The following is a 20,931-nucleotide window of genomic DNA, read 5'->3' as shown; positions in this document are numbered from 1 at the left end:
CGGTTACATTCCGAACCCGGAAGCTAAGCCTTACAGCGCCGATGGTACTGCAGGGGGGACCCTGTGGGAGAGTAGGACGCCGCCGAACAATTATTCAAAGGGTTGGACCCCGAACTTCGGTTCCGGGTCCAACCCTTTTTCGTTTTCCGTCACTTGAAGTTCACGTTGCGCTACGAGCATCTGTCGTATGGGTACCGCAGCAATGCTCAGGGCCGCCGGCATAGGAGTCGGCGACGAGGTCGTCGTACCTGCCTTCGGGAACGTGGAAGTCGCCGAGGCCGTGACTCTGGCCGGCGCTCTGCCGGTGTTCGCCGACATAGATCCTGGCTCGTACTGCCTGGACGCCTCGGCGGTGGAGGCGGCGCTGACGTCCCGCACTGTCGCCGTCATCGTGGTGCACCGCTTCGGGAGGCCGGCGGACCTGGGGCCGCTGCACGCGGTCGGCAGGCGGCACGGGCTGCTCGTGCTGGAGCACGGCGAGTCCGAGGCGCCGTACGACGAGATAGCGCAGCGGCGGCAGCGGGCGGCCTACCTGGACGGGAAGTTGAAGGGCGTGCGCACCCCGGACTGGGGAGACGGGCACACCTACCAGCAGTACGTCGTGCGAGTGCCGGGCAATGGGCGTCCGGACCGGGACGCCTTCGCCCGGGCCGTGCGGGGGCGCGGGGTCGGGTGCTGGGTGCCGGTGAAGACGCCTGTGCACCGGATGCCGGGCTTCCGCCGGTGCGTGTCGCTGCCCGAGACGGAGCGGGCGGCCGACGAGACGCTCGGCCTGCCGGTCGACGCCGCGCTGACCAAGAGGGACATGCAGCGGATCGTGTCCGCCTGCAATGCCCTGGGCGGGCTTCTGCAGCCGGCCTTCTGAAGGCGTGGTTGGGAGCACCGGTCTGTTCGGGGTATGATCTATTCCGTTGCCGCGAGGGAAACCTCGAAAAAGCGACAGGCCCCTATAGCTCAGTCGGTAGAGCGTCTCCATGGTAAGGAGAAGGTCAACGGTTCGATTCCGTTTGGGGGCTCCACCACGAAAGGCCCCGCCCAATCGGGCGGGGCCTTTCGCATGCCCGATGCGGCCGGTCAGTCCGCGTGCGGCTCCGGGACGCGCATCGCCAGGATCGCCATGTCGTCGGACGGCGCGTCCGAGGCGAAGCGCTCGACCGCGCGCATGATGCGGGCCGCCACCGCACCCGCCGTGAGCCCGGTGCAAGTGGTGAGGACGTCGGCGAGGCCGTCGTCGCCCAGCATGCGCGTGCCCTCCCGGCGTTCCGTGACACCGTCCGTGACGCAGAGCAGGACGTCTCCCGGGTCGAGGGTGACGGTCTGCTCGTAGAGCTCGAGGTCCTCGATGACGCCGAGGAGCGGCTGGGGTTCGGCGGCGGGCTCCACCGTGCCGTTCTGGCGCAGGCGGAGAGGGAGCGGGTGGCCGGCGCAGACCACCTTCAGCTCGGCGCTGCCGTCCTCCTGGGGGCGCATCTCGCCGTACAGGAGGGTGAGGAAGCGGCTGCGGGCGCCCTCGTCGAGGATGGCGGAGTTGAGGCGCTCCAGGACCGCGGGGCCGCTGAGGCCCTCGCGGGCGAGCAGGCGCAGGGCGTGCCGCGCCAGGCCGGTGACGGCTGCCGCGTTGGGCCCAGTACCGCAGACGTCGCCGATGGCGAAGCCGTACGCGTCGTCGCTGATGGGGAAGAGGTCGTAGAAGTCGCCGCCGACCTCGTTGCCCTCGCCGGCCGCGCGGTAGATGACCTCGACCTCGACGCCGTCGATGACGGGGAGCTCCGGAGGCAGCAGGCTGCGCTGGAGGGACTGGCTGATGGCCGTGCGCTCCGAGTACAGGCGGGCGTTGTCCAGGGCCAGGGCGGCCCGGCGGGAGAGGTCCTCGGCCAGTTCCAGGATCTCCTGGCGGAAGTGTTCGTCGGTCGGCTTGCCGAGCGTCAGCATGCCGATGACGCGGTTGCGGGCGACCAGGGGGAGGACCACGGTCTCGCCGCCGACCGCGGCCGACGTGGCGAGCGTGGGGCCGATGCCGGTGCTCAGCTGGGGCGTCGTACCGCTGTTCAGGCCCAGGTCGCGCATGGAGGTGCGCAGGGCTGCCTGGTGGGCCAGTTGGCCGGGGGCCGACCAGACGCGGGCGCCGGGGGTGGGAACCGGGTCGGGCGGGGCGATCTTCGAGAGGAGGGACTTGATGCCGTCGATGAGTTCCTCGTCCTCGTGCAGCACGTAGGAGAGGTACGGCTCCGAGGCCTGGTCGGCGATGGTGTAGACGGCGCACCAGGTGGCCAGGGTCGGGACCGTCATCTGGGCCATCAGGGCCAGGGTCTGGTCGCGGTCCAGGGTGCCGGCGAGGAGGTCGGAGGCCTCGACGAGGAAGCTGAGCGAGCCGCGGCGCAGGCGCTCCAGCTCGCCCAGGCGGGCGGACTCGACGGCCAGGGCGATGCGGTCGGCGGCGAACTGAAGGCGCAGCGCCTCCTCGTTGGAGTACCGGCCGGCGGCCTCCGCGGCGACGCCGAGGGAGCCGGTGAGGCGGCCCTCGACCTTGAGCGGGACGGTGACGACGGAGCGCATGCCGGTGCCGTTGAGCAGCGGGACGGCGCCGGGGACAGCGGCCAGGTCGTCGTGGACGGCGGGCATGCGGGCGGAGCCGTATCGGCCCGGGCCGGCCTCGACGGGGACGCGGGCGAAGCGCTGGCGGGCGGAGGGCAGGCCGGTGGAGGCGCGGACCTCCAGCTCCGTCTCGTCGTCTGTCGCCAGGAGCAGGAAGGCGGCGTCGGCGTCGAGCATGTCGCGGGCGCGCTCGACGGTGCGCTGGAGCAGGCCGTCGAGGTCGTCCGGGGCGGGGGAGCCGATGAACACCTCGAAGGGGTCGGTGCTCTGGCCCTCGGAGGAGGCTCCGGTGTCGGAGGCCGGGACGCGCAACGGGGTCTGCAGGACGGCGCGTTCGTGGTCGCGGACGAGGAGGCAGACCGTGGAGGGCTCGCCGCCGGCGTCGCGGACGCGGAGGTGGGAGGCGTAGACCGGGGTGACGCGGCCGTTGGCGCCCCTTATGCCGTAGCTGCCCTCCCAGCGGGAGAGCTGGAGCGCCTCGGCGATGCCGGTGCTGGTGCCCGGGGTGTGCGGCCAGGCGGCGAGGTCGGTCAGCGGCTTGCCCACGACCTGCTCGGCGGTGTAGCCGAAGAGTTCCCCGGCGTCCTCGTTCCAGGAGGTGACGGCACCGGTGCGGTCGATCTGGACGACGGCGACGCGGACGCGGCCGTCGGCGAGCGGGAGCAGGTCGGCGGGGAGCGAGGGGCCCGCGGCGCGGGTGCCGACCGGGCGCTCGGGCAGGTGGAGGTGGAACCAGACGTTCTTCAGCGTGGGCGTGTACTCGACGCCCCAGCGGTCGGCCAGGGCAGCGCACAGCTGGAGTCCGCGGCCACCCTCGCGGTCGAGGCTGCCCATGGTGGCGGGGGAGCCCTGGAGCGGGACCTCGCGCTCGGGGTAGTGGTCGGCGACCTCGATCCGTACGCCGTCGTCGCTGCGCAGGCAGACGACGTCGGCGGTGGTCCCGGCGTGCACCACGGCGTTGGTCACCAGCTCGCTGGTGAGCACCACGGCGTCGTCGACGATGTCGGCATGGCCCCAGCCCTGCAGAGTGTCCCGGACGAAGGACCGGGCGCTCGCCACCGATCGTCCGACGGGCTCGAAGCTGGCGGCCGCGCGCGCGGTGATCACAGAACTCCTCGACCCTCTCTCCCCGTGCACGGCCTCATGGCCGACCGGCTCGCGCCGCTGCTGCGGCAGTCCACCCGTCGGCCCGGGATCCGGGGGCTGCTCCCCCGGGATCAGTCCGGTGGTCATTCCGGCCGCCCCTCCGATGCCCGCTCGTCTCCGTGCCACCGCCCAGGCCGGACGGACCGGCGTGGCTGGACAGCCGTATGCAAGGTTACTTACCTTCGCCGTCCATGCGGATGCCGGTCTGCAGTGTTTCCGCCCAGAGGGTGTGCGGACGATGTGCGAAGCTGCCGAACTGTTATGGCCTGGTTCGGCAGGGGTGAAACACTGGGCAAGCTTCCAGTGAAGGTCCGGGCAGGTTGAATGCGCACCCAGTGCGGCGGGCAGCAGCCCCGGGAGCGGTCCGGCGAACCCGTGCGGACCGCGCGGCAGCACAGGCAGTACGCGGCAGTAACCGGTCCGCCGAGAGGTGGCGGCCGGGCACAGCAGTAACGGTCGACCCCTGCGGGAGGGACACAGTGGAGTCTGGCGCAGCGACGCGGGGCACAAAGGCGCGCGCGAAAGGCGGACAGTCCCTGAGTAACCAGGGCAAAACGCGGGGTGGCAGTACGACGGTGGACACGGCCGCGCTGAACCGGCTGCTGGCGGCGCTGGTAGCGATGCGGGAGGGCAACTTCCGCAAGCGGCTCACGGTGTCCGGCGACGGCGTGATGTCGGAGATCGCGGCGGTCTTCAACGAGGTCGCCGACCGCAATCTGCACCTCACGGGCGAGCTGGCCCGGGTGCGGCGGGTGGTCGGACGTGAGGGAAAGCTCACCGAGCGGCTGGAGACGGGGGCCTGTGAGGGCTCCTGGGCGGCCGCCATCGACAACTCGAACGCGCTGGTCGACGATCTCGTACGGCCGGTCTCCGAGGTCAGCCGGGTGCTGTCGGCGGTCGCGGACGGTGATCTGTCGCCGCGCATGGAGCTGCGGACCCAGTCGGCGGAGGGCGCCGGGCAGCCGCTGCGCGGGGAGTTCCTGAAGGTCGGCCGGACGGTGAACAACCTGGTCGACCAGTTGTCGACGTTCACGGACGAGGTCACGCGGGTCGCCAGTGAGGTCGGCACCGAGGGCAAGCTCGGCGGACAGGCCCGGGTGCGCGGTATGTCGGGTTCGTGGAAGGACCTGACGGACTCCGTCAACACGATGGCGTACCGGCTCACCGCTCAGGTGCGTGACATCGCCCTGGTGACGACGGCGGTTGCCAAGGGTGACCTGTCCCGGAAGGTCACGGTGCACGTGGCCGGCGAGATGCTGGAGCTGAAGAACACCGTCAACACGATGGTGGACCAGCTTTCCGCGTTCTCCTCCGAGGTGACGCGCGTCGCCCGGGAGGTGGGCACCGAGGGCGCCCTGGGCGGGCAGGCCCAGGTGCCGGGCGTGGCCGGGGTGTGGAAGGAGCTGACCGACTCCGTCAACACCATGGCCGGGAACCTGACGGCCCAGGTGCGGGAGATCTCCCACGTGACGACGGCGGTCGCCAACGGTGACCTGTCGAAGAAGGTGACGGTGCCGGCCCGCGGTGAGGTCGCGCAGCTCGCCGAGACGATCAACCAGATGACCGAGACGCTGCGGATCTTCGCGGACGAGGTCACGCGGGTGGCCAACGAGACCGGTGGCGAGGGGCAGCTCGGCGGCCAGGCGAACGTGCCGGGTGCGGCGGGGATCTGGAAGGACCTGACGGACTCCGTCAACACGGTCTTCCGGAACCTGACCACTCAGGTGCGCGACATCGCCGCGGTGACGACGGCGGTGGCCAGCGGTGACCTGTCGCAGAAGGTCACCGTGGACGTGGCCGGCGAGATGCTGGAGCTGAAGAACACCGTCAACACGATGGTCGACCAGCTGTCCGCCTTCGGTGCCGAGGTCACGCGGGTGGCCCGCGAGGTCGGTGTCGAGGGTGAGCTGGGCGGCCAGGCGCAGGTGCCCGGGGCGGCGGGGACCTGGAAGGACCTGACGGACTCCGTCAACACGGCGTTCCGGAACCTCACGGGACAGGTGAGGAACATCGCCCAGGTGACGACGGCGGTGGCCAACGGCGACCTGTCGCAGAAGGTCACCGTGGACGTATCCGGCGAGATGCTCCAGCTGAAGAACACCGTGAACACGATGGTGGACCAGCTGTCCAGCTTCGCCGACCAGGTGACGCGGATGGCCCGGGACGTGGGCACGGAGGGCCGCCTCGGCGGTCAGGCGCGGGTCGACGGGGTGTCGGGCACCTGGAAGGAGCTGACGGACTCCGTCAACTCGATGGCGTCCAACCTGACGGGTCAGGTGAGGAACATCGCCCAGGTGACGACGGCGGTGGCGCGCGGTGACCTGTCCCAGAAGATCGACGTCGACGCGCGCGGCGAGATCCTGGAGCTGAAGAACACCATCAACACGATGGTGGACCAGCTGTCGTCCTTCGCCGAGCAGGTCACGCGCGTCGCGCGCGAGGTGGGCACGGAGGGCCGTCTCGGTGGTCAGGCGCAGGTGCCGGGCGTGGCCGGTGTGTGGCGGGACCTCACCGACTCGGTGAACGGCATGGCCGGAAATCTGACCGCGCAGGTGCGCAACATCGCACAGGTCGCGACGGCGGTGGCGCGCGGTGACCTGTCCCAGAAGATCACCGTGGACGCGCGCGGGGAGATCCTGGAGCTGAAGAACACGCTGAACACGATGGTGGACCAGCTGTCGTCGTTCGCCCAGGAGGTCACGCGCGTCGCGCGTGAGGTGGGCACCGAGGGCATCCTCGGCGGCCAGGCGGAGGTGCAGGGCGTCTCCGGTACCTGGAAGGACCTCACGCAGTCCGTGAACGGCATGGCCAACAACCTGACCATGCAGGTCCGCAACATCGCCGAGGTGACGACGGCCGTCGCCAAGGGCGACCTGTCGAAGAAGATCACCGTCGACGCCAAGGGCGAGATCCTGGAGCTCGTCACGACCGTCAACACGATGGTCGACCAGCTGTCGTCCTTCGCGGAGCAGGTCACGCGCGTGGCGCGTGAGGTGGGCACCGAGGGCATCCTGGGCGGTCAGGCGCACGTGCCCGGCGTGGTGGGCATCTGGAAGGACCTCAGCGACAACGTCAACCTGATGGCGAAGAACCTCACCGTGCAGGTGCGGAACATCTCCCAGGTGGCCGCCGCCGTCGCCAACGGCGACCTGACGCGGACGGTGACGATCGAGGCGCGCGGTGAGGTCGCTCAGCTCGCCGACACCTTCAACACCATGGTCAAGACGCTGAGTTCGTTCGCCGACCAGGTCACGAAGGTGGCCCGCGAGGTGGGCACGGACGGCATCCTGGGCGGCCAGGCGCACGTCCCGGGCGTCGCGGGCACCTGGAAGGACCTCACCGAGTCGGTGAACCAGATGGCGTCCAACCTGACCGGTCAGGTGCGCAACATCGCCATGGTCACCACCGCGATCGCCAAGGGCGACCTCACCAAGAAGATCGACATCGACGCGCGCGGCGAGATCCTGGAGCTGAAGACGACCATCAACACGATGGTCGACCAGCTGTCCTCCTTCGCCGAGGAGGTCACCCGCGTCGCCCGCGAGGTGGGCACCGAGGGGCAGCTCGGCGGTCAGGCACGCGTGCGGGACGTCGACGGCACCTGGCGGGACCTGACGGAGTCCGTGAACGAGATGGCCGGGAACCTGACCCGGCAGGTGCGCGCCATCGCGCGCGTGGCGACCGCGGTGACCCGCGGCGACCTGAACCTGAAGATCGACGTGGACGCCTCGGGTGAGATCTCCGAGCTGCAGGACTACATCAACAAGATGATCGCCAACCTGCGCGACACCACGATCGCCAACAAGGAGCAGGACTGGCTCAAGGGCAACCTCGCCCGGATCTCCGCGCTGATGCAGGGCCGCCGGGACCTCCAGGACGTGGCCTCGCTGATCATGAGCGAGCTCACCCCGGTGGTCTCCGCGCAGCACGGCGCGTTCTTCCTCGCCATGCCGCACGTCGACGGCCAGGAACAGGCCGGCGCCGACGGCGACCAGTACGAACTGCGCATGCTCGGCTCGTACGGCTACTCGATGGGTTCCATGCCGACCTCGTTCCGGCCGGGGGAGGCGCTGGTCGGAACGGCGGCGCAGGAGAAGCGCACGATCCTCGTGGAGAACGCGCCGAGCGGCTACCTGAAGATCTCCTCCGGGCTCGGGGAGGCCCCGCCCGCCCAGGTGATCGTCCTGCCGGTGCTGTTCGAAGGCCAGGTGCTCGGAGTCATCGAGCTGGCGTCCTTCACCCCGTTCACACAGATCCAGAAGGACTTCCTCAACCAGATCGCCGAGATGATCGCGACCAGCGTCAACACCATCTCCGTCAACACCAAGACCGAGGTGCTGCTGAAGCAGTCGCAGGAGCTGACCGAGCAACTGCGCGAGCGGTCCGAGGAGTTGGAGCAGCGGCAGAAGGCGCTGCAGTCGTCCAACGCCGAGTTGGAGGAGAAGGCCGAGCTGCTGGCGCAGCAGAACCGCGACATCGAGGTGAAGAACACCGAGATCGAGGAGGCGCGGCAGGTCCTGGAGGAGCGCGCGGAGCAACTCGCGGTCTCCATGCGCTACAAGAGCGAGTTCCTGGCCAACATGTCGCACGAGCTGCGTACGCCGCTCAACTCGCTGCTGATCCTGGCCAAGCTGCTCGCCGACAACGCGGACGCCAACCTCTCCCCGAAGCAGGTCGAGTTCGCCGAGACGATCCACGGCGCCGGCTCCGACCTGCTCCAGCTCATCAACGACATCCTCGACCTGTCGAAGGTCGAGGCGGGCAAGATGGACGTCTCGCCGACGCGCATCGCGCTCGTCCAGCTCGTCGACTACGTGGAGGCCACCTTCCGGCCGCTGACCGCGGAGAAGGGCCTGGACCTGTCGGTGCGGGTGTCGCCGGAGCTGCCCGCCACGCTGCACACCGACGAGCAGCGGCTCCTCCAGGTGCTGCGCAACCTGCTGTCCAACGCGGTGAAGTTCACCGACTCGGGAGCGGTCGAGCTGGTCATCCGGCCGGCCCGGGACGACGTCCCGCAGGCCATCCGGGAGCAGTTGCTGGAGGCCGGTTCGATGACCGACCCGGACGCGGAACTGATCGCGTTCTCGGTGAGCGACACCGGCATCGGCATCGCGGCCAGCAAGATGCGGGTGATCTTCGAGGCGTTCAAGCAGGCCGACGGCACCACCAGCCGCAAGTACGGCGGTACGGGCCTCGGGCTGTCCATCTCACGGGAGATCGCGCAGCTGCTGGGCGGCGAGATCCACGCGCAGAGCGAGCCGGGCCGCGGGTCGACGTTCACGCTGTACCTGCCGCTGCACCCGAGTGAGCTGCCCGCGCACGGCTACCAGCAGCCCCTGCCGGCACTGGAGCCCGGCGGGGCGCTCGCCACGCCGGGCGCCGATGTCGCGCTGCCGGGGGCGCAGGCCGACCTGCCCGCCGAGGCGAAGGCGTACCAGGACGTCCAGAACGGTGCCGCCTCCCTCTTCCGGCGCCGGCGCCGGGCCGGATCGGAGGCCGCGGAGGCCAGGCGGCCGGAGCAGCAGCCGTCCGCCGGGCAGGACCCGGCGCCGCATGCGAGCCGCGGCATCCGGTTCGGCGGGCAGAAGGTGCTGATCGTAGACGACGACATCCGCAACGTGTTCGCGCTCACCAGCGTCCTGGAACAGCACGGCCTGTCCGTGCTGTACGCCGAGAACGGGCGCGAGGGCATCGAGGTGCTGGAGCAGCACGAGGACGTGGCGGTCGTCCTGATGGACATCATGATGCCCGAGATGGACGGGTACGCGACGACCACGGCGATCCGCCGGATGCCCCAGTTCGCCGGTCTGCCGATCATCGCGCTGACCGCGAAGGCGATGAAGGGCGACCGGGAGAAGGCCATCGAGTCGGGCGCCTCCGACTACGTGACCAAGCCGGTCGACCCCGATCACCTGCTGACGGTGATGCAGCAGTGGATGCGGGAGGAGTGAGGGCCGCAGGCCGGGGCCGGGTACTCGCGGGCACGGGGCGGGTGCTTTCGGGCACTGTGCCCGAGGCCCCGTCGGGCACGGTGCCCGGGGTGTGAACGGGGGCCGTCCGCACCGCACCCCCGGACGGTGTGCGAACGTGGGTGTACGCACGTGGCGGGAAGCTCCGGAGTTCACGCCGGGTCGCTGACTCAGTGTGCCCGGAGCCGTGTAGAAGCGCGGGATTCGGGGAACCTTCTGGTCCCCCGCCGCGTTTCTGCTACGTGCACAGTGACATCGCGGTGACAGGGTGTGGCGACAGGCGGGGTGCGGCTACGATGACCGGCACAAGGACGGGCGGCGCAAGGGAGTCGTCCCCTGGGGCGGCACCCGCCGGTGCTGCTCCAAGTCCTGCGGACAGGGGAGGCCCCACGCCGGGGCGAGGAGGGCGGGCCATGGTGCAGAAGGCCAAGATCCTCCTGGTCGATGACCGGCCGGAGAATCTGCTGGCGCTGGAGGCGATCCTCTCGGCGCTCGATCAGACGCTGGTGCGGGCATCGTCCGGGGAGGAAGCGCTCAAAGCACTGCTCACGGACGACTTCGCGGTCATTCTGCTGGACGTCCAGATGCCGGGCATGGACGGTTTCGAGACCGCCGCCCACATCAAGCGGCGGGAACGGACCCGGGACATCCCGATCATCTTCCTCACCGCGATCAACCACGGTCCGCACCACACCTTCCGCGGGTACGCGGCGGGCGCGGTGGACTACATCTCCAAGCCGTTCGACCCGTGGGTGCTGCGCGCGAAGGTCTCCGTCTTCGTCGAGCTCTACATGAAGAACTGCCAGCTGCGCGAGCAGGCGGCGCTGCTGCGGCTCCAGTTGGAGGGCGGCGGCAAGGCGGTGGCCGGCGAGGCCAAGGAGCCGGCGGGGCTGCTCGCCGAGCTGTCGGCGCGGCTGGCGGCCGTCGAGGAGCAGGCCGAGGCGCTCTCCAAGCAGCTGGGCGACGACTCGACGGACGCGGCGGCGGTGGCGACGGCGGCCCATCTGGAGCGCAAGCTCACCGGGCTGCGGCGGGCGCTGGACGCCCTGGAGCCGGGCTCGTCCGGAGGGCAGGCCGCGGTCAACTGAGCGTCGTGGGCGGCGCCGTACCCGCGTCGCGTGCCGTGAGGGCACGTCAGGGGCAGTTCCGGAGACGTCAGTTCCGCTTCTGCCCGGAGGCGACACGAACGGGTGAAGCGGTGGGCACACGTGTCGACCGCCGTCTCCCCCGGTAACCTCACACCTATGGCCTCACGTCCCTCCGCAGCCAAGAAGCAGCCCGCGAAGAAGGCGGCCGCTCCCGCGAAGGGCCCGGCGAAGAAGGCCCCTGCCAAGAAGGCCGCGGCAAAGAAGGCACCCGCCAAGAAGGCCGCGGCGAAGAAGCCCGCGCCCAAGCCGGCGCCCAGCCCCACAGGAGGCGTCTACCGGGTCGTGCGCGCCCTGTGGCTGGGCATCGCCCACGCCGTCGGCGCCGTCTTCCGCGGCATGGGCCAGGGCGCGAAGAACCTCGACCCGGCGCACCGCAAGGACGGTGTCGCCCTGCTGCTGCTCGGCGTCGCGCTGATCGTCGCCGCGGGCACCTGGGCCGACCTCAAGGGTCCCGTCGGCGACCTCGTCGAGATCCTCGTCACCGGCGCGTTCGGCCGGCTCGACCTGCTGGTCCCGATCCTGCTCGGCGCCATCGCCGTACGCCTGATCCGGCACCCGGAGAAGCCGGAGGCCAACGGCCGGATCGTGATCGGCCTCTCCGCGCTCGTCGTCGGGGTCCTCGGCCAAGTCCACATCGCCTGCGGCTCACCGGTCCGCGGGGAGGGCATGCACGCCATAAGGGACGCCGGCGGCCTCATCGGCTGGGGCGCGGCGACCCCGCTGTCGTACACCATGACCGACGTCCTGGCCGTACCGCTGCTCGTGCTGCTCACCGTCTTCGGGCTGCTGGTCGTCACGGCCACCCCGGTCAACGCCGTCCCGCAGCGGCTGCGGCAGCTCGGCGTACGGCTCGGCCTCGTCCGTGACCCGGCGGCCGACGAGTTCGGCGAGGACGACGAGCGGTACGAGGAACAGTGGCGCGAGGCGCTGCCCGCGCGGTCGCGCAAGCGCGGGGGGCCGGCCGCCGAGCCGTACGACACCGACGGGGCGGAGCAGGAAGCGCTCGCCCGGCGCCGCACCAGGCCCCGGCGGTCCGCCGTGCCGCAGCCCGACATGAACCGCCCGATGGACGCCGTGGACGTCGCCGCCGCCGCAGCCGCCGCCCTCGACGGCGCCGTACTGCACGGAATGCCGCCCTCCCCGCTGGTCGCCGACCTCACCCAGGGCGTGAGCACGGGCGAGCGGGACTCGTCGGCGCCGGCCCCGACGCCGGTCCCGGCGGCGCGTCCGCAGCCGGGGAAGCTCAAGAAGGACGGTCCCGAGGAGAAGTCAGGCGTCCCGGACCTCACCAAGACGCCGGTCCCGCAGGAGCGGGAGCTTCCGCCGCGCGCCGAGCAGCTCCAGCTCTCCGGCGACATCACCTACTCGCTGCCGGCCCTCGACCTCCTCACGCGCGGCGGCCCCGGCAAGGCGCGCAGCGCCGCCAACGACGCCATAGTCGCCTCCCTGACCACCGTCTTCACCGAGTTCAAGGTCGACGCCGCCGTCACCGGCTTCACCCGCGGCCCGACGGTCACGCGCTACGAGGTGGAGCTCGGGCCCGCCGTGAAGGTCGAGCGGATCACCGCGCTGGCCAAGAACATCGCCTACGCCGTCGCCAGCCCCGACGTGCGGATCATCAGCCCGATCCCCGGCAAGTCCGCGGTCGGCATCGAGATCCCCAACACCGACCGGGAGATGGTCAACCTCGGCGACGTGCTGAGGCTGGCCGAGTCCGCCGAGGACGACGACCCGATGCTGGTCGCCTTCGGCAAGGACGTCGAGGGCGGCTACGTCATGCACTCGCTGGCGAAGATGCCGCACATGCTGGTCGCGGGCGCCACCGGTTCCGGCAAGTCGTCCTGCATCAACTGTTTGATCACTTCGATCATGATGCGGGCGACCCCGGAGGACGTCCGGATGATCCTGGTCGACCCCAAGCGCGTCGAGCTGACCGCGTACGAGGGCATCCCGCACCTGATCACGCCGATCATCACCAACCCGAAGCGGGCCGCCGAGGCGCTCCAGTGGGTCGTACGGGAGATGGACCTCCGGTACGACGACTTGGCGGCCTACGGCTACCGGCACATCGACGACTTCAACCGCGCCGTGCGCGAGGGCAAGGTCAAGCCGCCCGAGGGCAGTGAGCGCGAGCTCCAGCCGTACCCGTACCTGCTGGTGATCGTGGACGAGCTGGCCGACCTGATGATGGTGGCGCCCCGTGACGTCGAGGACGCCATCGTGCGCATCACGCAGCTCGCGCGCGCGGCCGGCATCCACCTGGTGCTCGCCACCCAGCGGCCGTCCGTCGACGTCGTCACCGGCCTGATCAAGGCGAACGTGCCCTCGCGGCTCGCCTTCGCCACCTCCTCGCTCGCCGACTCGCGGGTCATCCTGGACCAGCCCGGTGCCGAGAAGCTGATCGGCAAGGGCGACGGCCTCTTCCTGCCGATGGGCGCGAACAAGCCGACCCGCATGCAGGGCGCCTTCGTCACCGAGGAGGAGGTCCAGGCGGTCGTCCGGCATTGCAAGGACCAGATGGCGCCCGTCTTCCGGGACGACGTCACCGTCGGGACCAAGCAGAAGAAGGAGATCGACGAGGACATCGGCGACGACCTCGACCTGCTGTGCCAGGCGGCCGAGCTGGTCGTCTCCACGCAGTTCGGGTCGACCTCCATGCTCCAGCGCAAGCTGCGCGTCGGCTTCGCCAAGGCCGGGCGGCTGATGGACCTGATGGAGTCGCGCAGCATCGTCGGACCGAGCGAAGGCTCAAAGGCTCGTGACGTTCTTGTGAAGCCTGACGAGCTGGACGGCGTGCTCGCCGTGATCCGGGGGGAGTCTGAGGGGTAGGGAACGGTAGGCGAGGGATTCCCCGCACGGAGGGTCACGGCGGCCGGCCGATCGTGACTCACCCGTTAGGGATCGTTGAGCAACCGTTTCCTCATGGCGTACGTCAAGTTGAGGGAAACGACAAACAGATAGTCCACCATCGGGATGCCGGGCCATACCGATGGCGTACAAAGTCGTACCGCCCGGTTGCCCCACCCGTTTGCACCCCCCCTAGACTGAACGTCCAGCACAGGCGGCTAAACGCTCGAAAGGCGCCCCCGTGTCCATCGGCAACTCCCCTGAAGACGAGCGTCCGATCGCAGACGTGTCCCCAGACGTTCCTGACGAGGTTTCCGAAGTCGCCCCTCAGGAATCCCGCCCCTCCGTCGGCCGCGCCCTGCAGCAGGCACGGATCGCCGCCGGGCTGACCGTCGACGACATCACCACCGCCACCCGGGTCCGGATCGCCATCGTGCACGCCATCGAGGCGGACGACTTCGCTCCGTGCGGCGGGGACGTGTACGCGCGCGGGCACATCAGAACCCTCGCGAAAGCCGTCGGGCTGGATCCGGCGGAACTGCTCGCGCAGTTCGACGCCGAGCACGGCGGCCGACCGGCGCCGACTCCGGCCGCGCCCCTGTTCGAGGCGGAACGCATCCGTCCGGAGCGGCGCGGACCCAACTGGACCGCCGCCATGGTCGCCGCGATCGTCGCCGTGATCGGCTTCGTCGCCTTCACGTTCGTCAAGGGCGGCGACGACGCCGCCAACGAGGCGAGCGTCGCCGAGGGCGCCCAGCCGTCGGCCGGCGAGTCCGCCTCACCGAGCGCCAAGCCGAAGAAGCCCGCCGACCCGAAGCCGGACCCGACCGACAGCGCCATCGCCGCCGCGCCCCGGGACAAGGTGACCGTCAAGGTCACCGCCGCCGACGGACGCAGCTGGATCTCCGCCACGGACCACAACGGCCGGCTGCTCTTCGACGACATCCTCGAGAAGGGCGACTCCAAGACCTTCCAGGACAACGAGAAGATCAAGCTCGTCCTCGGCGACGCCGGCGCCATCGAGCTCTACGTCAACGGCAAGAAGATCGAGGACGACTTCCAGCCGGGCGCGGTGGAACGCCTGACGTACACGAAGGGCGACCCGCAGGTCGGATAGGAGACCGGGGGGACGCGTCACCACGGGGTTGGCCGGGATCGGCCAACCCCGTCGACGTGGGCTGCCGCCGGGACGAAGTACTCTTGAGCCCATGCCTGAAAGCCGTACCGTCGCACTCGTCACCCTTGGCTGCGCCCGTAACGAGGTGGACTCGGAGGAGCTCGCAGGCCGTCTGGAGGCGGACGGCTGGAAGCTCGTCGACGACGCCGAGGAAGCGGACGTCGCCGTCGTGAACACGTGCGGCTTTGTCGAGGCCGCCAAGAAGGACTCCGTCGACGCCCTCCTGGAGGCCAACGACCTCAAGGGCCACGGCAGAACGCAGGCCGTCGTGGCCGTGGGCTGCATGGCCGAGCGGTACGGCAAGGAGCTGGCCGAGGCCCTTCCGGAGGCCGACGGCGTCCTCGGCTTCGACGACTACGCCGACATCTCCGACCGCCTGCAGACCATCCTGAACGGCGGCATCCACGCCGCCCACACCCCGCGCGACCGGCGCAAGCTGCTGCCGATCAGCCCCGCCGAGCGCCAGGAGGCCGGCGCCTCCGTCGCCCTGCCCGGGCACGCCCCGGCCGACCTCCCCGAGGGCGTCGCTCCCGCCTCCGGGCCCCGGGCGCCCCTGCGCCGCCGCCTGGACGGCTCCCCGGTCGCCTCGGTGAAGCTGGCCTCCGGCTGCGACCGGCGATGCTCCTTCTGCGCCATCCCGTCCTTCCGCGGCTCCTTCATCTCCCGTCGGCCGAGCGACGTGCTGAACGAGACGCGGTGGCTGGCCGAGCAGGGCGTCAAGGAGATCATGCTGGTCTCCGAGAACAACACCTCCTACGGCAAGGACCTCGGCGACATCCGCCTGCTGGAGTCCCTGCTGCCGAACCTCGCCGAGGTCGACGGCATCGAACGGGTGCGCGTCAGCTACCTCCAGCCCGCCGAGATGCGCCCCGGCCTGATCGACGTCCTGACCTCCACCGAGAAGGTCGTGCCCTACTTCGACCTCTCCTTCCAGCACTCCGCGCCGAACGTGCTCCGCGCGATGCGACGCTTCGGCGACACCGACCGCTTCCTGGAGCTGCTGGACACCATCCGGAGCAAGGCCCCCGAGGCCGGTGTGCGCTCCAACTTCATCGTGGGCTTCCCCGGCGAGTCCGCCTCCGACCTCGCCGAGCTGGAGCGGTTCCTGAACCACGCGCGGCTGGACGCCATCGGCGTCTTCGGCTACTCCGACGAGGAGGGCACCGAGGCGGCGACCTACGACGGCAAGCTGGAGGAGGACGTCGTCGCCGAGCGGCTGGCACGCGTCTCCCGCCTCGCCGAGGAACTGGTCTCGCAGCGGGCCGAGGAGCGGGTGGGGGCGACCGTGCGGGTCCTCGTCGAGTCCGTGGAGTCCGCCGACTCCGCCGGCGAGGGGGACGGTGTCCGGGGCCGCGCCGAGCACCAGGCGCCCGAGACCGACGGCCAGGTGCTGCTCACGAGCGGCGAAGGCCTGCGGGTCGGAAGTATGGTCGAGGCGAAGGTGGTCGGTACGGAGGGTGTCGACCTGGTGGCCGAGCCGCTGCCGGGGTCGTCCGCGTGGAGTGAGGAGGCCGGCAGATGACGGGAGCCCCGGCGTCCGCGGCGGGCGGCTCCTCCGGTGCGCGCAGGACCGGCGGTGCCACCGAGGGCGGAGCCGCCGGGCGCGGTGGCAAGATCGCGGCCGCCGCCGTCAACCAGGCGAGCGTCTGGAACGTCGCCAATCTGCTGACGATGCTCCGGCTGCTCCTCGTGCCGGCCTTCGTCGCCCTGATGCTCGGCAACGGCGGGTACGACCCGGCCTGGCGCTCCTTTGCCTGGGCCGCGTTCGCCATCGCCATGATCACCGACCTGTTCGACGGCCACCTGGCGCGCACCTACAACCTCGTCACCGACTTCGGGAAGATCGCCGACCCCATCGCCGACAAGGCGATCATGGGGGCGGCGCTCATCTGTCTGTCCGCCCTGGGTGACCTGCCGTGGTGGGTGACGGCCCTGATCCTCGGCCGGGAACTCGGCATCACCGTGCTGCGTTTCGTAGTCATCCGGTACGGCGTCATCCCCGCGAGCCGGGGCGGCAAGCTCAAGACCCTCACCCAGGGCGTGGCCGTCGGCATGTACGTCCTGGCGCTGACGGGCCCCTTGGCGACCCTGAGGTTCTGGGTGATGGCTGCGGCGGTCGTCCTGACCGTGGCGACCGGTCTGGACTACGTGAAACAGGCCATTGTGCTGCGCCGCCGGGGAATCGCCGAGCGCAGAGCGGCGTTGAAGGAGACGGAAGTTTGAGTTCCACGGCCGCCGACGTGGTGCGGCTACTCACGGTCAGGGGCGAGACCCTCGCGGTCGCCGAGTCACTGACCGGTGGACTGGTGGCGGCCGGGATCACTTCGGTCCCCGGCGCCTCCAAGGCGTTCACGGGATCGGTCACCGCCTACGCGACGGAGCTGAAGCGGGACCTGCTCGGTGTCGACGGGGAACTGCTCACGGCGCGCGGAGCGGTGGATCCGCAGGTCGCCGCCCAGATGGCCGCAGGCGTGCGGAAAGCGCTGGGCGCCGACTGGGGCATAGCGACGACGGGTGTGGCCGGCCCTGATCCGCAGGACGGACAGCCGGTCGGCACGGTCTTCGTGGCCGTGGACGGGCCCGTCGAGGGAGACGGTGGTTCCGCCCGTGGCGGAAAAGTGGAGGCGCTGCGGTTGAACGGCGATCGCGCGGAAATTCGTATGGAGAGTGTACGGAGCGTACTCGCACTCCTCTTGAGTGAGCTTGCGGGCGAACAGACCGGGAATGAGCGGGCACAGGATACGGAACGGAACGGGGGGTTTTGATGTTTGCAGCCCTGAGTGAACACGACATCGCTCCCCGCACGGCCGCGGCGCGAGGCGGTACGGTGGGGCGTGAAGGATGCGGTTACACGGTCCGAGGAGGGAGCCACCGATGATTCTGCTCCGTCGCCTGCTGGGTGACGTGCTGCGTCGGCAGCGCCAACGCCAGGGCCGTACTCTGCGCGAAGTCTCCTCGTCCGCCCGAGTCTCACTCGGCTATCTCTCCGAGGTGGAGCGGGGGCAGAAGGAGGCCTCTTCCGAACTGCTCTCCGCCATCTGCGACGCGCTGGACGTACGGATGTCCGAACTCATGCGGGAAGTGAGCGACGAGCTCGCGCTCGCCGAGCTGGCCCAGTCCGCTGCGGCCACGCCCAGCGAGACCGTTCCCGCGCCGGTTCGCCCGATGCTTGGTTCCGTGTCGGTGACCGGTGTGCCACCGGAACGGGTGACCATCAAGGCGCCCGCGGAGGCGGTGGACGTCGTCGCCGCCTGAGCGCTGCGAACGTGTGCGTGTGAGGCCCCGGCCGGGGCTTCTCCGGGAAGCCGGAGAGGTGCGGTCGGGGTTTTTGCGTGCTCGGCGGCAGGAGCGCCGGTGGTGACGGTCGGTCGTGCCCGGTTTGCCGGTCTTCGGCGGTGCGGTCATCGTGGAGGGACTGGCCGTGGCGGGAGCGGCCGGGGGGCCGACCGACGGAGGTGTGGATGTACGTCGTGAAGAGCCCGTTGTCCGACGCGAACCTGAAGACCGTCTCCGAGGCGCTCCAGGGCGGCCTCGTGGACCTGGTGGACCTGGCCCTGGTGGCCAAGCAGATCCACTGGAACGTGGTCGGCCCGCGGTTCCGCTCCGTCCACCTCCAGCTCGACGAACTCGTCGAGACCGCGCGCGCTCACTCGGACACCGTGGCCGAACGCGCCTCGGCGCTGGGAGTCTCCCCTGACGGGCGTGCCGCGACCGTGGCCGTCGGCAGCGGCATCGACGTGACGCCGGACGGATGGGTCGACGACAACACCGCGGTGCAGACGATCGTGGACGCGCTGGGCGCGGTGATCACGCGGATGCGGGAGCGGATCGCGGCGACCGGGGATCCCGACCCAGTGAGCCAGGACATCTTCATCCAGATCACCGCCGATCTCGAGAAGCAGCATTGGATGTTCCAGGCCGGGAACGGCTGACGCGGCCATGGTGTCGGCGCGGGCCGCTCGCCGGGCGGCCGCGCTGGGGGCCGGCGCGCTGTGGTGGTGGGCCGTGCTGCGCCTGGCGCTCGAACCCGGGGCCGGGGTGCTCGAAGGGGCGGTCGCGGTCGGTGGCTGGGGGCTGAGCGTGCTGCCGGTGCACTGCGTGCCCAGGCGGCAGGCGGTGGGTGCGATGGGTGCGGGGCGGTGGCGACGGGCCCTGTTCGCCGCCGTGTGCGGCCCGGAGGCGCTGAAGGGCCGCGCGGGCGGGGGCCGGGGTCCGGAGGGGCCCGGCCGGGCGGGGGCGTGACCCGGTGGTTCGAGGACTTCGGCCGGCAGCGCTTTACAAGGTCTTGTGACGGAGATAACGTACAACCAAATGGTTGTGGATGGAGTTTCCGGAGGAACGGAAGAAACCGAAGAAGGCGTGGACCGGCTGTTCCACGCCTTGGCCGACACGACGCGCCGCGACATCCTGCGTCGCTGCGTACGGGACGACCTGTCGGTGTCGCGACTGGCCAGGGCCTACCCGATGAGCTTCGCCGCGGTGCAGAAACACGTCGCGGTGCTGGAGCGGGCCGGCCTGGTGGTCAAGCAGCGGCGCGGACGGGAGCAGCTCGTGCGCACCGACCCCGACGCCGTGGGCCGGGCCCGTCAGGCACTGGACGAGCTCGAGACCGCCTGGCGCGGCCGGGTGGAGCGGATGTCCCGTCTGCTCACCGGAGCGGCGGATCCCGATGTGCCCAACCCGCTGGAAGGACCGGAACGATGAGCGTCACCAGTCTGGACAAGGACCTCGAAAACCTGAGCCTCACCCTGATCGCCGACTTCTCCGCTCCCGTGGAACGGGTGTGGGAGCTGTGGTCCGACCCCCGGCAGCTGGAGCGCTGGTGGGGCCCGCCGACCTACCCGGCGAAGGTGGAGCAGCACGACCTGACCCCGGGCGGAGACGTCACGTACTTCATGACCGGACCGGAGGGGGACAAGTACCGCGGCTGGTGGCGGGTCGCCACGGTGGACGCGCCGACGTCCCTGGAATTCACCGACGGGTTCGCCGACCAGGACGGTGTGCCCAACGCCGACATGCCGACGACCACGACCAGGGTGACGCTCACCGAGCGCGACGGCGGCAGCCGCATGGAGATGCTGTCGGTCTTCGACAGCCGGGACCAGATGGACCAGCTGATGAAGATGGGCATGGAGGAGGGTCTGCGCGAAGCGGCCGGGCAGATGGACGGCCTGCTCGTCGGCTGAGTCAGCGCGGCCCGCGCTGCCACCCGGGCTCGCCCCGCGGTCCGGTGGCGGAGCGAACGGGGGCGGGGCCGGCCTGGCAGACCGGGCACCAGTACGTGGGACGCTCACGCGAGCCGTCGCCCTGGTCCGCCACCCGGACCGCGGTGCCGCAGCGCAGGCAGGGCCGGGGCGCCCGGCCGTACACGAACAGGTCCGGGCCCCGCGGTGCCCGCCCCGTCGTGCGGCGGACCGGGCGGTCGCGGTTGGCCTCCAGCAGCCGCTTCGCCAGCGCGGGCACCTTCGCGGCGTGCGGGGCGGGCAGCTCCCCGACGGGCAGCCACGGAGTGACGCCGAGCAGGAAACACAGCTCGCACTTGTAGACATTGCCGATACCGGCGAGGTTGCGCTGGTCCAGCAGGGCCTCGCCGAGGGGACGGGCGGGGTCACCGAGCAGGTTGGCCAAGGCCTGGTCGGGGTCCCAGTCAAGGCCCAGCAGGTCGGGGCCGAGGTGGCCGACGGCGCGCCCCTCGTCGGCCGTGCGGAGGATCTCCAGCACCGGGAGGCGGTAGCCGACGGCCGTGCGGTCGACGGTGCCGAGCACGGCGCGGATCTGGTGCGCCGGACCGCCGCTCCAGCGCCGGCCGGCGGCGAACACCTTCCACGAGCCGTCCATCCGCAGATGCGAGTGCACCGTCAGACCGCCCTCCACACGGGCCAGCAGGTGCTTGCCGCGCGGGGTGACGTCCAGGACCGTGCGGCCGGTGAGGTCGGCCGTGGCGTAGCGGGGGACGCGGAAGTCGCTGCGCGTCAGCACCTTGCCCGCGAGGGCGTCGTGCAACCGCCGCGCGGCCTGCCAGACCGTGTCTCCTTCGGGCATGGGTCAA

The 20,931-nt window shown here is 70.6% G+C and carries 15 protein-coding genes, 1 tRNA gene and 1 rRNA gene; 15 read left to right on the top strand and 2 right to left on the bottom strand.

Features of this window, described 5'->3' with window-relative positions; all coding sequences use genetic code 11:
* From rrf to ACFW47_RS18325, 3 genes are all read left to right on the top strand, one after another.
* A 5S ribosomal RNA gene (gene rrf / locus ACFW47_RS18335) occupies window positions 1-88 on the top strand; the annotation flags it as partial.
* A gap of 114 nt (window positions 89-202) precedes the next feature.
* A complete protein-coding gene (locus tag ACFW47_RS18330) occupies window positions 203-865 on the top strand; it encodes a DegT/DnrJ/EryC1/StrS family aminotransferase (RefSeq protein WP_386277205.1) in 663 nt (220 codons plus the stop codon).
* 78 nt (window positions 866-943) lie between these two features.
* Window positions 944-1,019: transfer RNA gene (locus tag ACFW47_RS18325), tRNA-Thr, on the top strand.
* Between the two features lie 55 nt (window positions 1,020-1,074).
* On the opposite strand, the gene ACFW47_RS18320 is transcribed toward ACFW47_RS18325, so the two are convergent.
* The gene (locus ACFW47_RS18320; RefSeq protein WP_386306328.1) at window positions 1,075-3,828 is read right to left on the bottom strand and encodes a SpoIIE family protein phosphatase; all 2,754 of its coding nucleotides are present in this window, start codon (window positions 3,826-3,828) and stop codon (window positions 1,075-1,077) included.
* Between the two features lie 392 nt (window positions 3,829-4,220).
* On the opposite strand from ACFW47_RS18320, the gene ACFW47_RS18315 reads away from it, so the two are divergent.
* The 12 genes from ACFW47_RS18315 to ACFW47_RS18260 all read left to right on the top strand — a co-directional run bounded on the left by ACFW47_RS18315 (window position 4,221) and on the right by ACFW47_RS18260 (window position 20,068).
* Window positions 4,221-9,692: a HAMP domain-containing protein gene (locus ACFW47_RS18315; protein ID WP_386306327.1), complete on the top strand. Its 5,472-nt coding sequence runs from the start codon at window positions 4,221-4,223 to the stop codon at window positions 9,690-9,692.
* A 431-nt stretch (window positions 9,693-10,123) separates the two neighbouring features.
* Window positions 10,124-10,798 (top strand): two-component system response regulator, encoded by a 675-nt coding sequence (locus ACFW47_RS18310; RefSeq protein WP_386306326.1) that lies wholly within the window; start codon window positions 10,124-10,126, stop codon window positions 10,796-10,798.
* A 156-nt stretch (window positions 10,799-10,954) separates the two neighbouring features.
* Window positions 10,955-13,687, top strand: coding sequence for a DNA translocase FtsK (locus ACFW47_RS18305; protein WP_386306324.1), 2,733 nt, complete (start codon window positions 10,955-10,957; stop codon window positions 13,685-13,687).
* Window positions 13,688-13,946: 259 nt separating this feature from the next.
* Window positions 13,947-14,822, top strand: coding sequence for a helix-turn-helix domain-containing protein (locus tag ACFW47_RS18300; RefSeq protein WP_386277148.1), 876 nt, complete (start codon window positions 13,947-13,949; stop codon window positions 14,820-14,822).
* A 91-nt stretch (window positions 14,823-14,913) separates the two neighbouring features.
* Window positions 14,914-16,404 carry a 30S ribosomal protein S12 methylthiotransferase RimO gene (rimO, locus tag ACFW47_RS18295; protein WP_386277146.1) on the top strand — a complete coding sequence of 497 codons (1,491 nt, stop codon included), beginning with the start codon at window positions 14,914-14,916 and terminating at the stop codon, window positions 16,402-16,404.
* A complete protein-coding gene (gene pgsA, locus ACFW47_RS18290; RefSeq protein ID WP_386277144.1) occupies window positions 16,401-17,105 on the top strand; it encodes a CDP-diacylglycerol--glycerol-3-phosphate 3-phosphatidyltransferase in 705 nt (234 codons plus the stop codon). Before rimO ends, pgsA begins: the two co-directional genes overlap by 4 nt.
* A complete protein-coding gene (locus ACFW47_RS18285; RefSeq protein WP_386306322.1) occupies window positions 17,102-17,647 on the top strand; it encodes a CinA family protein in 546 nt (181 codons plus the stop codon). Before pgsA ends, ACFW47_RS18285 begins: the two co-directional genes overlap by 4 nt.
* A 109-nt stretch (window positions 17,648-17,756) precedes the next feature.
* Window positions 17,757-18,137: a helix-turn-helix domain-containing protein gene (locus tag ACFW47_RS18280; protein WP_007387871.1), complete on the top strand. Its 381-nt coding sequence runs from the start codon at window positions 17,757-17,759 to the stop codon at window positions 18,135-18,137.
* 206 nt (window positions 18,138-18,343) lie between these two features.
* Window positions 18,344-18,814, top strand: coding sequence for a Dps family protein (locus tag ACFW47_RS18275; RefSeq protein ID WP_386277138.1), 471 nt, complete (start codon window positions 18,344-18,346; stop codon window positions 18,812-18,814).
* Window positions 18,815-18,821: 7 nt separating this feature from the next.
* On the top strand, window positions 18,822-19,124 hold the full coding sequence (locus ACFW47_RS18270) for a hypothetical protein (RefSeq protein ID WP_386277136.1): 303 nt from the start codon (window positions 18,822-18,824) through the stop codon (window positions 19,122-19,124).
* Window positions 19,125-19,193: 69 nt separating this feature from the next.
* On the top strand, window positions 19,194-19,586 hold the full coding sequence (locus ACFW47_RS18265; protein ID WP_386277203.1) for an ArsR/SmtB family transcription factor: 393 nt from the start codon (window positions 19,194-19,196) through the stop codon (window positions 19,584-19,586).
* Window positions 19,583-20,068, top strand: coding sequence for an SRPBCC domain-containing protein (locus ACFW47_RS18260; protein WP_386306320.1), 486 nt, complete (start codon window positions 19,583-19,585; stop codon window positions 20,066-20,068). Before ACFW47_RS18265 ends, ACFW47_RS18260 begins: the two co-directional genes overlap by 4 nt.
* A gap of 1 nt (window position 20,069) precedes the next feature.
* Here the strand turns inward: ACFW47_RS18260 and ACFW47_RS18255 are convergent, their stop codons facing one another.
* Window positions 20,070-20,924, bottom strand: coding sequence for a DNA-formamidopyrimidine glycosylase family protein (locus ACFW47_RS18255; RefSeq protein WP_386306318.1), 855 nt, complete (start codon window positions 20,922-20,924; stop codon window positions 20,070-20,072).
* Window positions 20,925-20,931 lie beyond the last annotated feature (7 nt).

It is taken from the genome of Streptomyces sp. NPDC058796 (assembly GCF_042745235.1).
GTDB lineage: Bacteria > Actinomycetota > Actinomycetes > Streptomycetales > Streptomycetaceae > Streptomyces.
This window is presented reverse-complemented; position numbering and strand designations above follow the sequence as displayed.